Source organism: Gordonibacter faecis (assembly GCF_030077735.1).
In the GTDB taxonomy this organism is placed as follows: Bacteria; Actinomycetota; Coriobacteriia; order Coriobacteriales; family Eggerthellaceae; genus Gordonibacter; species Gordonibacter faecis.
The window spans coordinates 162,631-176,058 of record NZ_JASJEU010000007.1 but is presented as its reverse complement, the minus strand read 5'-3'; the positions used below and the strand labels follow the sequence as shown (position 1 = coordinate 176,058).

Here is a 13,428-nt window from a genome sequence, read left to right as displayed (position 1 = left end):
GTTTTCGAACGAATTTTTGGCGCGAGGGCAGAAGCACTGCTGTGAGCTGAAAGCACGTGCGCCCATGACTAACGCATGGGAATGCGATTGCTGGGGAATACTATGTTGAGCGTAAAGGGGAAGCCATGAGTGAAAACATGAACGTGACAGCGGTAAGCACAACCGAGAATGAATACCTTGAAGCACTCAACGCGGCGGCGTTTTACGATTTCGCTGCTGAAATGCTGCTGACGCCGCTTCCGGCGCCTGGCCACAATGAAATTGTGGGAGTGGCTTCGCGCGTTCGTCTGCTTTTTGGCGAAGCGGCGCACGATGAGGACGCCTTGCCTGGCGTGCGTGAGTGGGTGGCTTGGTGTAAGCAGGTGGAGAATGCGGACGCACAAGCGGACGAAGGAGAACCGGAGGCGCTTGAGGCACTGCAGCGCGAAACGGCTGTTGATCGGACGCGCCTCAGCCGCGGCGTGGATGAGGCGGGACCGCTCCCCCCTTATGAGACCTACTGGCTTTCTTCTCCTGATGGCGATGGTGCATCGTCACAAGGTCGTCTGTCGGGCATTGCCGATGCGTACGCCCAAGCCAACGTGCATTTTGGTGGCGAACATGCCGAACGCGATGACTTCCTTGGTGTCGAGCTCGCCTTTTTGGCGCACCTTGCCCACCGCGAACTGACCGCCCTCGAAATCGGCGACACCACCGCAGCCCTCACCGCCCGCACCCAACGCGAAACGTTTGAGCGCGAGCACCTCTTCACCTGGCTCTCCACGTGGTGCACGTCAGCCACCCCCCACGCCACAAGCACCTTCTTCCCTCCCTTCCTCACCCTCCTCAAGACATGGGCAACCCCCGAAGAAACCAACAGCACCCCCAATTAACGAATTAACGAATTAACGAATTAACGAATTGTTGCACGCGTTCGGTGGGTGAGCGCGTGCAAAATGTTTCACGTGAAACATTCACTTCGCCATGCAAAAAGTGGCAGGTCACAGCGCCGCCGGCATTCTCGATCACGTGTTCCAACCGAAAAACAATCGAAAAATGGATGAAAAAACAATTACATAGATAAAAAAACGATCGCTTTTGGGAATGAAAACGTAAGCAAAAAAGAGTGCGCAAAAAGGAAGACCCCTTAAATGGCGTTCGAATAAATGGTGCGGAAGAATAATTGAAATGAAAAAATCGTTGGATTTAGTTTTTTGGATTTTTTATTGTGTGATATTCGAGTCCACAAAAAAAATGCCTGCCGGTTATAAGATGATTAAAATAATCATCTATAGCAGCGCGCTTGCGTTCTCTTTTATTCAGGGAGATTTAGTTTGGCAAGGAGTTGTTTGAGGGTGCGGCGTTCTTCGTCGGTGAAGTTGGCGAAGGCTTGTTCTTCCCATTGCCAAACGAGGTCATCCACCAGGCGCGCAAGTTCGCGACCCTTCGGCGTGAGACGCAGCGTGTGGCGGGCGCGATTGGTGGTGGAAGTTTCCACCGTGATATAGCCTTTTTTAGCCAAGCCCTTAGCGGCACGCGTGATGAGCGCGGGGTCTCGGAATTGGCGCTTCGCGATGTCGCTTTGGCTCACGAACATGTCGGGGCCGTCGTGATGCACCAGGTAGATGAGCACCGGGTACTCAGATTGACCGATGCCGTGCTCCTTCAGCAAATTTTGCATGTGCTGCTGATAGCGTGTCACGGTGTACACGAGGCGCTGGGCAAGATTCTTATGTGGACGGTCGGTATCAGGCATGTCGCCAGTTTATCACAGCCGCCCGTAAATTCGCCTTCTTATTGACATGTCAATTATTTTCCATAAAAGAGCGATAGCGAACGTATTAGTTAGCGCGAAGCGCGTCACACTTTTTGTAAAGCAGGAGGGGGCTTTTGTAGCAGCCCCCTCAAAAAACAGCAGTCCCGCTCCCTATCGTTCGTCCATTGGGACGAAGGGGCGCTTTCCTTTGCGGGTGGATTTGTATGCGGGGCGAATGATGCGCTTGCCGGCGACAATTTCCTCGAAGCGGTGCGCGGCCCAACCCGACATACGGGCGCACGCAAACAGGGGCGTGAACAGGTCCTCCGGAATACCCAGCATCGAATACACAAAGCCGGAGTACATGTCCACGTTCGCACACATATCCTTGCTGGTACCCTTTTCGCGCAGGATGACTTCGGGCGCCAGGCGCTCAATGTTCTCAAGCAGGCGGAACTCCGCCTCAAATTCCGTACCCACCGCCAGCTTCCCGGCGAACTGCTTGCAAATAATAGCGCGCGGGTCGGACTTCGTGTACACCGCGTGACCCATGCCGTACACCAGGCCCGTCCGGTCATACGCCTCCTTGCGCACGATCTTCGCCAGGTAATCGGCCACCTGACCCTCGTCCGACCAATCGGTCACGTTCTCCTTGATTTCCTGCTGCATGGCCAGCACCTGATGGTTCGCGCCGCCGTGTTTGCGACCCTTCAGCGAGCCAATAGCGCCCGCGTACGTGGAGTACGCGTCGGTATCGGACGAGGTCAGCACGCGCGTGGTGAACGTGGAGTTGTTGCCGCCGCCGTGCTCGGCATGCAGGCACAGCATGACGTCCAGCATGCGCGCTTCCTCAGGCGTGAACTGGCGGTCGGGGCGCAGCATGGACAGGATGGTCTCGGCCGTGGATTGACCGGGGATAAAGCGGTGCATGATCATGGATTCGTTGTTGTAGCGTGCGCGCTTCGCGTAATACGTCAGCACCATGATGCGCGGCAGGCGCGAAATAAGCGAGATGGCGGTGTGGATCTCGTGGTGCGCCGAGCGATCCTCGGCCTCCGGGTCATAGGCGTACAGCAGCAAAATGGTGCGCGCCAGCACGTTCATGATGTCGGGCGGCGTGTCGCGCATGATCATGGAAGCGGTGAATCCGTCGGGCAGTTCGCGCTCCGAATCCAACACGCTGATGAAACTGTCAAGCTGTTCTCGCGTGGGCAACTCGCCCATGAGCAGGAGATATGCCACCTCTTCGTAATTGAAACGGTGCTCAACCGACGGGTCGCCCAGAAGGTCGTAAATGTCGTAGCCGCGGTAGCGCAGCGAGCCCTCGTCGGCACTCTTCTCGTTATCGGACACCACGTAGCCGTGCACGTTCGCGATGTTCGTCAGGCCGGCCACCACGCCCGTTCCGTCGGCGTTGCGCAGGCCGCGCTTCACGTCGTACTGGTCGTAGATGGCGGGGTCAATGGTATTGATAGTCTTGAAGTTCTTGTAGAGGGCGATTTTTTTCTCTTCCTGCATGCATACCTCCCTGCGTCATGGACAGCCTCCGCCCGACGCCGCGCAACGCATCTGCGGCCGACGGGGGCCGGGAAGCGAAACTGAGGGCGGGGAGATCGGAGGGGTCGTCCGTTCGTGCTTTAGTATGATAAAGGGTCATCGCTTCCCGAACCAGTACGTTTAGGCGAATAGCAGAGGGAATCCGGACGAAGGCGTGTTACCCTCTACCGAACTGGGCGAATCTGAAGCCGCACACGGGATGCCGCTCACCAAACGATGACGGTTCGCCCCCGGGTACGTGGAGGGCGCGCGTCGTGCCCTAGAATGCGGAAGGCAACGTGACCGCCTGCCCGTCCTCCAGAAAGCGAGGTTCCCGGTGATTGAAGCCATGATCTCCCTCCTTGTTACCAAACGGGATTGGTTCTTCGAGCTCCTTCTTCAGCACCTCGGAATTTCGCTTTTGTCCATCGCGCTGGCGGCGGGCATCGGGCTTGCCCTGGGTATTGCCATTGCGCAGTGGCGACGCGGCGCGAAACCCGTGCTTGCGCTGGTGAACTTCGTGTACACCATTCCGTCCATTGCGCTGTTCGGCTTTCTGATTCCTGTCACGGGCATCGGCGATGTCACCGCCATCGTGGCGCTGACCATCTACGCGCTGCTGCCCATGGTGCGCAACACCTACACGGGCCTGACCACCATCGACCCCGCCATTGTGGAAGCCGCACGCGGCATGGGCTCCACCGACCGCCAGCTGTTGCGGCGCATTGAGCTGCCGCTGGCCGCGCCCGTTATCATGAGCGGCGTGCGGAATATGGCAACCATGACCATCGCGCTGGCCGGCATCGCGTCCTTCATTGGCGCAGGTGGGCTGGGCGTGGCTATTTATCGCGGCATCACCACGAACACCCCGGCCATGACATTGGCGGGCAGCGTGCTTATTGCGGCGCTGGCCATTGTGGTGGACTTGCTGTTGGGCGTGGCGGAGAAGCGAACGCGGCGGCATTTGGAGCCTTCGCGCAAGCGGGCGGGGGCGAAACGGGGTGCAGGCGCGGGAGCCGCCGGTGCTGCGGGCGCGCCGGGAGCCTCGTGGGTGCGCAGGCGCGGATGGGCCGTGGGTGCGGCGGTGCTTGCGGTGGTGGTTGTGGCTGGTGGAGCGTTCGCATTTGTGAACCGCGATGGCGGCGCGCACGCGGGCGCGGGCAGCGCGGGCACCATCAACATTGCCACCAAGCCCATGACCGAGCAGTACATTTTGGGCGAGATGCTAAACACGCTCATCGAACACGACACCAACCTCGCCGTGGAACTCACGCAGGGCGTGGGCGGCGGCACGGCGAATATTGAACCCGGCATCGAAAAGGGCGACTTCGACATGTATCCCGAGTACACGGGCACCGGCTGGAACGCCGTGCTCAAGCACGAGGACACGTACGATGAATCGATGTTCGACACCATGCAGCAGGAATACGAGTCGCAGTTGGGGCTTACGTGGCTGGGCATGTACGGCTTCAACAACACATTTGGCCTGGGCGTCAGCCGTGAAGTGGCCGAACGCTACGGGCTGCACACGTACTCAGACCTGGCGAAGGTGGCGGGCGAGTTGCGCCTCGGCGCAGAGCCGGACTTCTTCGACAGGCAGGACGGCTACCCCGGGCTGCAGGCGGCCTACCGCATGAACTTCGGCAACACGCGCGACATGGACATCAGCCTGAAATACCAGGCGCTGTTTGAAGGCCAGGTGGACGCCATCGTAATTTCCACCACCGACGGGCAGGTGGCCGACGAGCGGCTGGTGGTGCTTGAGGACGACCGCCACTTCTATCCGTCGTATTTGTGTGGCAATGTGGTGCGGCGTGACACGCTGCAGGAGCACCCCGAACTGCGCGATGAACTGCTGAAACTTGAGGACACCATCACCGACACCGACATGGCTCGCATGAACAACGAGGTGGAAACGCAGGGCAAGGAGCCGAAGGACGTCGCCGACGCATTTTTGGCCGAGAGGGGGCTGATCTAGATGGCGAACGAACAAACTGCCACCATGGCTGCCGTGGCGTTTGAGCACGTGACCAAGCGGTTCGGCGACGTGACCGCCATCGACGATGTGAACCTCGCAGTGGAAGAGGGCGCGTTCGTCACTATTATTGGTAGCTCGGGCTGCGGCAAAACCACGTTGCTGAAAACGGTGAACGCGCTGGTCATGCCTGACGAGGGCCGCGTACTCGTGCACGGGCGCGCCACGAGCAAACTCAACCCTATCGAGCTGCGCCGCTCCGTGGGCTACGCCATCCAGGGCAGCGTGCTGTTTCCCCACCTCACGGTGCGACAGAACATTGGCTACGTGCCCAGCCTGCTGAACCAGCGCGACCGCGTGCGCACACACGAGGCCGTGGAGAAGTGGATGGACCTGGTGGGTCTGCCCGCTGAACTGGCCGAACGCTTCCCCGCCGAACTTTCGGGCGGGCAGGCGCAGCGCGTCGGCATCGCCCGCGCGCTTGCAGCTAGCCCCGACATCCTGCTTATGGACGAGCCCTTCAGCGCCGTGGACGCCATCACGCGCACCTCGCTGCAAGACGAGCTGAAGCACATCCACCAACAGACCGGCATCACCGTGCTGTTCGTCACGCACGACATCGACGAGGCACTTGACCTGGGCGATCGCGTGCTGGTGATGGAAGGCGGCCGCGCCGTGCAATACACCACCCCCGGCGAGGTGCTGCACGCCCCCGCCACGGCATTCGTCGAGCGCCTGGTCACCCGCAAACAAAGCGTATACGCGCGGTAGGCCCTCGCCACTGCCTCAAACAAGGCACACGATTTTTCGCGGAACCCCCTTCTCAAAAATAGTCAACGGCGTAGGATGAACGCCAAGCTATTGACCGGCCGGTCAATGGGAAGGTAGCGCCAACGTGAGAGAGGGGGCCTCATGAACGAACGACGCGTACGCGGCAAGGACGGCGAACGCAGCGCAACAAGCGCAACCAGCGCAAACAACCCCTTCGCCAAGTTCGAAAGCCTGCCCGAAGAGCGGCGCGAGGCCATTGTAAACGCGGCGGTGGAAACGTTCGGGCGCAACGACTACAAAAGCGCATCCACCGAGGCCATCGCGCGGCGCGCGGGCATCTCAAAGGGGCTGCTGTTCTTCTACTTCAAAAACAAGAAGGAGCTGTACCTCTACCTCATGGAGCACCTCATGAGCAAAATTGAGGCCCTGGTGGTTGACGAGGAGTTCTACCAGATCGACGACTTCTTCGAACTGTTCCTGTACGCGGCCGAGCGCAAGCGCGACGTGCTGGAGAGGTTCCCGTTCCTCATGGAGTTCTCCATCCGGGCATTTTACCCAGATCACAAGGACATTAAAGACACCATGGACAACTGGAACTGGTCGAAGATCGACCTCATGTTCAACACGTACTTCAAAAACGTGCGCTTCGACCGGTTTCGCGACGACGTGGACCCGCGCTACGTGGTTGACCTGATGATTTGGCTGGCCGACGGCTATATGCACCAGCAGCGCGCGCTGCGCCGCCCCATCAGCATCGACGGAATGATGGACGAGATGCGCCGCTGGTGCGAGATGCTGCGCGCCTACGCCTACAAGGAGGAATACCGATGAACAGCCCTGATCATGCGCCCGTTATTGAGTTGCGCGGATTCACGAAAGATTACGGGAACGGGCGCGGCGCATTCGACGTGTCGTTCGCCATCGAGCCGGGCGAGGTGTTCGGCTACCTGGGCCCCAATGGCGCGGGCAAAACCGTGACCATGCGCAACCTGATGGGCTTCATTCGCCCTGATAGCGGCACCGCGCGCATAGGCGGCCTCGACTGTTTCCGCGACCGGGCGCGCATTCAGGCGAACCTGGGCTATCTGCCAGGCGAAATTGCCTGCATGGACGAGATGACCGGCACGGCGTTTTTGGAGTTTATGGCGCGCATGAAGAAGCTGCGCGACCGCACGCGCATGAACGAGCTGGTGGACTACTTCGAGCTGGATCCCGCGCGCCGCATTCGCAAGATGTCGAAGGGCACGAAGCAGAAGGTGGGCCTCGTGTGCGCGTTCATGGGGCGGCCCGACATTATTTTGCTGGACGAACCGACGAGCGGCCTCGACCCGCTCATGCAGAGTCGCTTTATTGAGCTGGTACTGGAAGAGAAGCGGCGCGGGGCTACCATTATTTTGTCGTCGCACCTGTTCGACGAGGTGGAACGCACGTGCGACCGCGTGGCGTTCATCCGCGCGGGGCGGCTGGCGGCCGTGGAGCACATGGACGATGTGCGGCGGTCGCGCAAGCGCGTGTTCGTGGTCACGTTTGCCGACGCGGGCGAACGTGACCGCTACCTGGCCGCGCACACCGAGGCGCACGCGGTTGGCGCTGCGGCGGCGGAAACCCTGGTCACCGGCGCTATGGACGCGTTCGTAAAAGACCTCGCCGCCTACCGCGTGGCCGACCTTACCGCCCGCGAGCAAACCCTCGAAGAGTTGTTCATGCACTTGTACGGCGCGTCGGAAGAAGCGCAGCCCCACGCCTCTGCGTCGAAAGGAGGCAGCCATGAGTAGTACTTTGTTCGCGAAGGAGTTGCGCGCCAACGCGTTTGTGACGGCCATCATTGCGGCCGTGCTGGCCATGTACATCGGCGTGATTGTGAGCATGTTCGACCCTGACCTGGGCGCAAGCCTCGACATGATGATGGAAAGCATGCCCGAGCTGTTCGCCGCCTTCGGCATGGCGAACGCTGCCACCACGCTCACCGACTTCCTCATTAACTATTTATATGGGTTCTTGCTGACGATGTTCCCGTTCGTACTCATTCTTATCATAGTGAACAAACTCATGGTGCGCTATATCGACCGCGGCACCATGGCATATCTGCTGGCCACGCCGAACAGCCGCACGCGCATCGCCGTCACGTTGGCCGGTGTGCTGGTGGCAGTGCTGGTGCTGCTGGTGGCGGTAACTACGGCGCTTGAAGTAGGCTTTTCCGAGGCGCTGTTTCCCGGCGACCTCGACACGGAGGCGCTGCTGCGCATGAACGCGGGGCTGCTGGCGCTGTGGCTATTCCTAGCAGGAATGTGCTTTTTCTCGGCGTGCCTGTTTTCGAACGCGGGGCTGGCGCTGTGGGCGGGCGGCGGTCTGGGCATCCTGTTCTTCCTCATGCAGATGGTGGGGCAGGCGGGCGACAAGTTCGAGTGGCTGAAGGACGTGAACCCGCTCATGCTGTATGATGCCACCGGGCTGGCGGCATCCGAGGACGGCGCGATTGGCGGGGCCGTGGCGCTGGCCGCGGTGGGCCTCGTGCTGTTCGCCGCCGCCGTGGCTGTGTTCGACCGCCGTAACCTGAGCGTGTAGGGTGTTGCGGAAGGAGAGGCGTTGCGCGGCTTCCTCTTCCGCACGTGTTTTCGGGGCATCTTCTTCGGATAATCCCTACGTTTGCCGGGCCCTGGTTGCCGGGGGCGGCGGGGGAACGTTACACTGGGCGGCGAGAGTAAACTGCGCGTGCGTGCAACGCGCCTCAGACGAAGGAGAAGCGTATGTCTTGCAAAGAGAAAAGCCCGGTCATCGGTATTATTATGGGGTCGGAGAGCGACATGCCGGCCATGGAGCCGTGCATGAAGCAGCTCGATGAGTTCGGCGTGCCTTACGAGGTGAAGGTGGCGAGCGCGCATCGCAAGCCAGCCGAGGTGCACGAGTGGGCGTCGACGGCGCACGAGCGCGGCATTCGCGTGATCATTGCGGCCGCAGGCAAGGCGGCTCACCTGGGCGGCGTCGTGGCAGCGTACACGCCGAACCCGGTTATCACGGTGCCGATGAAGACGAGTGACCTGGGCGGACTTGACTCGCTGCTGTCCATGGTGCAGATGCCCTCCGGCGTGCCGGTGGCGTGCGTCGCCATCAACGGCGCGAAGAACGCCGCCATCCTGGCCGTGCAAATGATGGGCACCGGCTGCGACGGTGCCCGCCAGAAGATCATCGACTTCAAGAAAGCCATGGCCGAGGCGTAAAACCGCTGGCGGCCGGCTGCCGGTCGAAGGGTGCTTGGCGAAAGTGAAATGGCTTCTCGCGGATTGACGGGGAGCCATTTTTATGGGTTGTTGCAAAGTCCTTTAACCGCGAGGATTACGGCGGAGGGCGATTCATCGCCCTACAAAATGTGACGCGCTATCGCGCTGGCTAGTACGCCATGAGTTCTCGCGTCCCTAGCCTTATGACGCGGGCTGACCGACTTGAAGGCGTCGACTTACAAGTGGCAAAACCTCCGTAGGGGCTTTCTCCAGAAAGTCCGTTCGCGCGAAGCGCGAAAACGCAGGTCATGGTTGAATTCTCCGCCTGCGGCGGAGAGGGCGCTTCGTGAAGCGCCCCTACGTATATTACCTTTTTAGTTAGATTTATGTTGCATAAAAGAGCCCCCCGCCATGGTGGTAGGGAGGGCAACCACTCCGTGGCGTATTCGTTAGCGCGAAGCGCGTCACATTTTTGTGAAGCAGAAGGGGGCTTTTATTGCAGCCCCCTTTCCTTTTCGCTCTTAGTCCCCGAATTCGAACAAGTCACTCAAAAAATCGCCACGCTTCTTCTTTTTGTGACCCTTTTTGTAATGATCGTCGTCGTACTTGTCGTAGCGCTTGTCGTAACCTCGATCGTCATAGCGGCGCTCGTCGTAGCCACGTTCGCGTTCACGCTCGTACGACGCCGCCTGAGGCGCCGCATAGGCAGCCGCAGCAGGAGCGGCTGCCGCGGGCGCGGCCGCCGCGTTCGCTCGCTCAATAATCTTGTCGAGTTCGCCGCGATCCAACCACACGCCACGACACTGCGGACAGTAGTCAATCTCGATTCCCTGGCGCTCGCTCATCACCAGATCAACATTGCAGAGGGGGCATTTCATATCGTCACCTGCTCTCTCTCGAAGGTAACAAAATACTACCGAACCCCCATCCCCAAATTCCCCCCACCCCCCAATCCGTTACCTCGATTTGACATTCCCCCTCGTATTTCCCTTCTCAAAGACTCAATCCGTTCGCACAACCTTTTCCCGTATACGTCAATTTTTCATTCATTTTTTTATTTCATCAATTAGCCGCATTCATTTTTTCATTGTTTAGATCGCCGAAAAATTTATTTATTTGTATGCTGAGTTATCATTTTTTGAGAGCTCCTTTTTCGTTCACTTTCTCATTCGTTTTCCGTCGACTCGTTTTCTCGTCCTCGTTTCCCTTCTCTCGTATCTTTTTCGCATCAGGTATAGCGCGTTCTTTTTGTCGCAGCGCCCCTCGCGGATGCGTCGCATTTGAAGCCGCGGTGTTTGCTATCATGATTGCGGAGAATGTTTCACGTGAAACATTTGGGCATTTGCGGAGGGCGGCTGGTTATGACGAAGAAACTTCTGATGGGGAACGAGGCGTTTGCGCATGCGGCGCTTGAGGCGGGTGTGCGTGTGGTGGCTGGGTATCCCGGCACGCCGTCGTCCGAGCTCATTGAAACGGTGGCGAAACTGCACGCGGCCGGTGCGGCGCGCGGTGTTCATGTGGAGTGGTCCACCAACGAGAAGGCGGCGCTTGAGTTGCTGGCCGGGGCGTCGTACTCCGGCGCGCGCTGCCTGTTCACGTGCAAGCAGGTGGGACTCAATGTTGCCAGCGATGCCCTCATGAGCCTGAACTACGTCGGCGTGAAGGGCGGCCTCGTGCTGTTCGTGGCCGACGACCCCGGCCCCATTTCGTCGCAAACCGAGCAGGACACGCGCCGCTTCGCTTCCTTCGCGAAACTGCCGGTGCTTGACCCTTCCACGCCTGACGAGGGCTTCGCCATGATGCAGGCCGCGTTCGATCTGTCCGAGCGCTATCACACGCCCGTCATCGTGCGGCCGACCACGCGCATCAACCACGCGTCCACGTTCTTCGACGTCGCGGAGGCCACCGACGCGCGCCTCGTGCCCGCGGAAGGTTTTGAGCGCGACCCGAAGTGGGTCATTTTTCCGCGCCGCGCCTACCAAGCGCATGGCGAAATTAACGAGCGCCTGCGCGAGATCGCCCACGACTTCGCGCACGAACCGGCGCTGGCCGCCTTCAATCCGGTGGTGGAAGGAGGCGCTGCGGGATGTCATCCTGAGCGGAGGCCGCAGGCCGAAGTCGAAGGATCCCGCGCGGCGTCAGTTGACACGGCACCACAAGCACATGTTTCACGTGAAACATTTAATGATACTTTGAGTCAACAACTTGGCGAAGGTGATGCGGCGGACGCGCCACACCTCGGCATTATGGCTGGTGGCGTGTCTGCCGCCTACGCGCGTGAGGCTCTTCGCATGCTGGAAGAACGCGCAGCGGCAGCGGGCGTCTCACTGCCCGCGTATCGCTTCATGCAGGTAGGAACGCCCTACCCCTTCCCAACGGATGCTGTCGCCGCCTTCGTCGAAGGACTTGACCAGGTGCTCGTGCTGGAAGAACTCGACCACTTCCTGGAAGACGAACTGCTCGCATTCGCCGGACGCACGCATGCCACGTTTGACGTGCGCGGCAAGTTGACTGGCGACGCTCGCGACCGCGGCGAAAACGACGTCGACGACATCGCCGCGCGCATTGCCGCATTCTTCGGCCTTGACGCTGCGCTTCTCGCGAATGTTTCACGTGAAACATTCGCCTATGACGCATCCGACGACCCGCTTCCCATCCGCCCGCCGGTGCTGTGCGCGGGCTGTCCGCACCGCGGCAGTTTCTACGCCGTTAAGCGCGCCCTCGGAAAAACGCCGGCCGTGCTTTGCGGCGACATCGGTTGCTACACGCTCGGCAACGCGCAGCCGCTTGATGCAGTAGACACGTGCCTGTGCATGGGAGCAGGCATAACGATGGCGCAGGGTTTCGCCGTGGCCGAGCCGCACAAAAAGGCGCTCGCGTTTGTGGGCGATTCCACGTTTTTTGCGAGCGGCCTCACCGGCATTGTGAACGCGGTGTACAACGGCCACGACATCACGGTGTGCGTGCTCGACAACGCCACCACCGCCATGACCGGCTCGCAGCCGCACCCCGGCACCGGCGTCACGCTCATGGGGCCGCGCCGCACACCGGTGTCCATCGAGCGCGTGCTGGAAGCCCTTGGTGTTGAATGCATCGTGCACGCCAACCCGCTTGACCTGGAGGGTTCCATCGCCGCCGCGCGCGAAGCTATCGAATTCGCCGGCCCGTCGGCCATCCTCTTCGAATCTCCGTGCGTTCAACTGGTGAAACCGGGAGCGCCCGCCGCTGTAGACGCAGACACCTGCACCGGCTGCAAAAAATGTATTACCGAAATTGGCTGCCCCGCCATCGGTTTCAACGCCGACGCGCGCGGCCCGCGCAGCAAGGAGCGTGGCCAAGCCTTCGTCGACCCCAGCCTCTGCAACGGCTGCGGCCTGTGCACGCAGGTGTGCCCCTTCGACGCGCTACGAGTTCCGTCGGCTTCCAACGAACATGTTTCACGTGAAACCTCGACGGCGAAAGGGGGTTCCCATGCGTAATGTGTTGCTGGCGGGTGTGGGCGGTCAGGGAACCGTTCTTGCGGCGAAAGTGCTGGCCCAGGCCGCGCAGGAGAAAGGCTGGCAAGTGCGCACGGCCGAGACTATCGGCATGGCGCAGCGCGGCGGCAACGTGGTGTCGCACGTGCGCATGGGCGATGGTGGCGAAGAGGTGTTCGCGACGCTGCTCGCGCAGGGCACAGCCGACCTTATCATCGCGTTCGAGCCGGCCGAAGCCGCCCGCGTGCTACCGTTTCTCGCGCCCGACGGCGTGCTGATCACTGCCACCACAGCCGTTCAACCGGTAACCGCCGCGCTGTCCGAGCGTCCCTATCGCGCCGCCGACATCATCGCGCGCCTCGAAGCCCAGCTCGCAAACACGCCTGCTACCTTCGTCGCCGTCGACGATGCCGCGCTCACCGAACGCGTGGGCAGTCGCAAAGTGCTCAACACCGTGCTGCTGGCTAGCGCACTTGCCGCCGGCCACATTCCCCTCAACCTCGACGACCTGCGCCGCGCCATCGCCACCTGCGTAAAACCCCGCTTCATCGACCTCAACCTCACCGCCATCAACGCAGTTGCGAGTGCGCCGCACATCGCCTAGAATAGCAGCATGAAACGCCTCAAGAACAGCCACTTCTTCACCCCAGCCGTGCCGTTTGGTTCGGCTGGGCGATGGCTTTAGCTTCAAGACTCGCGCTCGCGGGCTTGAAGCAT

12 protein-coding genes are annotated in these 13,428 nt (G+C 60.5%); 9 read left to right on the top strand and 3 right to left on the bottom strand.

The window, feature by feature from the left end; genetic code table 11:
- The first annotated feature begins 125 nt into the window (after window positions 1–125).
- Complete coding sequence (locus tag QNJ86_RS04240) at window positions 126–872, top strand: TorD/DmsD family molecular chaperone (protein WP_283831345.1); 747 nt, start codon at window positions 126–128, stop codon at window positions 870–872.
- A 422-nt stretch (window positions 873–1,294) separates the two neighbouring features.
- Here QNJ86_RS04240 and QNJ86_RS04235 read toward each other — a convergent pair whose 3' ends face one another.
- Window positions 1,295–1,735 (bottom strand): MarR family winged helix-turn-helix transcriptional regulator, encoded by a 441-nt coding sequence (locus QNJ86_RS04235; RefSeq protein ID WP_283831343.1) that lies wholly within the window; start codon window positions 1,733–1,735, stop codon window positions 1,295–1,297.
- Between the two features lie 171 nt (window positions 1,736–1,906).
- Complete coding sequence (locus QNJ86_RS04230) at window positions 1,907–3,253, bottom strand: citrate/2-methylcitrate synthase (RefSeq protein WP_283831342.1); 1,347 nt, start codon at window positions 3,251–3,253, stop codon at window positions 1,907–1,909.
- Window positions 3,254–3,608: 355 nt separating this feature from the next.
- Here QNJ86_RS04230 and QNJ86_RS04225 point away from each other — a divergent pair, with 355 nt between their 5' ends.
- The 6 genes from QNJ86_RS04225 to purE all read left to right on the top strand — a co-directional run bounded on the left by QNJ86_RS04225 (window position 3,609) and on the right by purE (window position 9,235).
- Window positions 3,609–5,249, top strand: a complete 1,641-nt coding sequence (locus QNJ86_RS04225) for an ABC transporter permease/substrate-binding protein (protein WP_283831341.1) — start codon at window positions 3,609–3,611, stop codon at window positions 5,247–5,249.
- A complete protein-coding gene (locus QNJ86_RS04220) occupies window positions 5,250–6,017 on the top strand; it encodes an ATP-binding cassette domain-containing protein (RefSeq protein ID WP_283831339.1) in 768 nt (255 codons plus the stop codon).
- 141 nt (window positions 6,018–6,158) lie between these two features.
- Entirely contained in the window at window positions 6,159–6,848 is a 690-nt protein-coding gene (locus tag QNJ86_RS04215) for a TetR/AcrR family transcriptional regulator (RefSeq protein WP_283831338.1), read from the top strand.
- The gene (locus tag QNJ86_RS04210) at window positions 6,845–7,792 is read left to right on the top strand and encodes an ABC transporter ATP-binding protein (RefSeq protein WP_283831337.1); all 948 of its coding nucleotides are present in this window, start codon (window positions 6,845–6,847) and stop codon (window positions 7,790–7,792) included. Before QNJ86_RS04215 ends, QNJ86_RS04210 begins: the two co-directional genes overlap by 4 nt.
- A complete protein-coding gene (locus QNJ86_RS04205) occupies window positions 7,785–8,582 on the top strand; it encodes an ABC transporter permease subunit (RefSeq protein WP_283831336.1) in 798 nt (265 codons plus the stop codon). The genes QNJ86_RS04210 and QNJ86_RS04205 overlap by 8 nt, the downstream gene beginning before the upstream one ends.
- A gap of 182 nt (window positions 8,583–8,764) precedes the next feature.
- Entirely contained in the window at window positions 8,765–9,235 is a 471-nt protein-coding gene (gene purE / locus QNJ86_RS04200; RefSeq protein ID WP_283831335.1) for a 5-(carboxyamino)imidazole ribonucleotide mutase, read from the top strand.
- A 521-nt stretch (window positions 9,236–9,756) separates the two neighbouring features.
- Here purE and QNJ86_RS04195 read toward each other — a convergent pair.
- Window positions 9,757–10,113 (bottom strand): TFIIB-type zinc ribbon-containing protein, encoded by a 357-nt coding sequence (locus tag QNJ86_RS04195; protein WP_283831334.1) that lies wholly within the window; start codon window positions 10,111–10,113, stop codon window positions 9,757–9,759.
- 483 nt (window positions 10,114–10,596) lie between these two features.
- On the opposite strand from QNJ86_RS04195, the gene QNJ86_RS04190 reads away from it, so the two are divergent.
- Together QNJ86_RS04190 and QNJ86_RS04185 are read left to right on the top strand one after the other, a co-directional pair.
- A complete protein-coding gene (locus QNJ86_RS04190; protein WP_283831333.1) occupies window positions 10,597–12,714 on the top strand; it encodes a thiamine pyrophosphate-dependent enzyme in 2,118 nt (705 codons plus the stop codon).
- Window positions 12,707–13,315 carry an indolepyruvate oxidoreductase subunit beta gene (locus QNJ86_RS04185; protein ID WP_283831332.1) on the top strand — a complete coding sequence of 203 codons (609 nt, stop codon included), beginning with the start codon at window positions 12,707–12,709 and terminating at the stop codon, window positions 13,313–13,315. Before QNJ86_RS04190 ends, QNJ86_RS04185 begins: the two co-directional genes overlap by 8 nt.
- Window positions 13,316–13,428 lie beyond the last annotated feature (113 nt).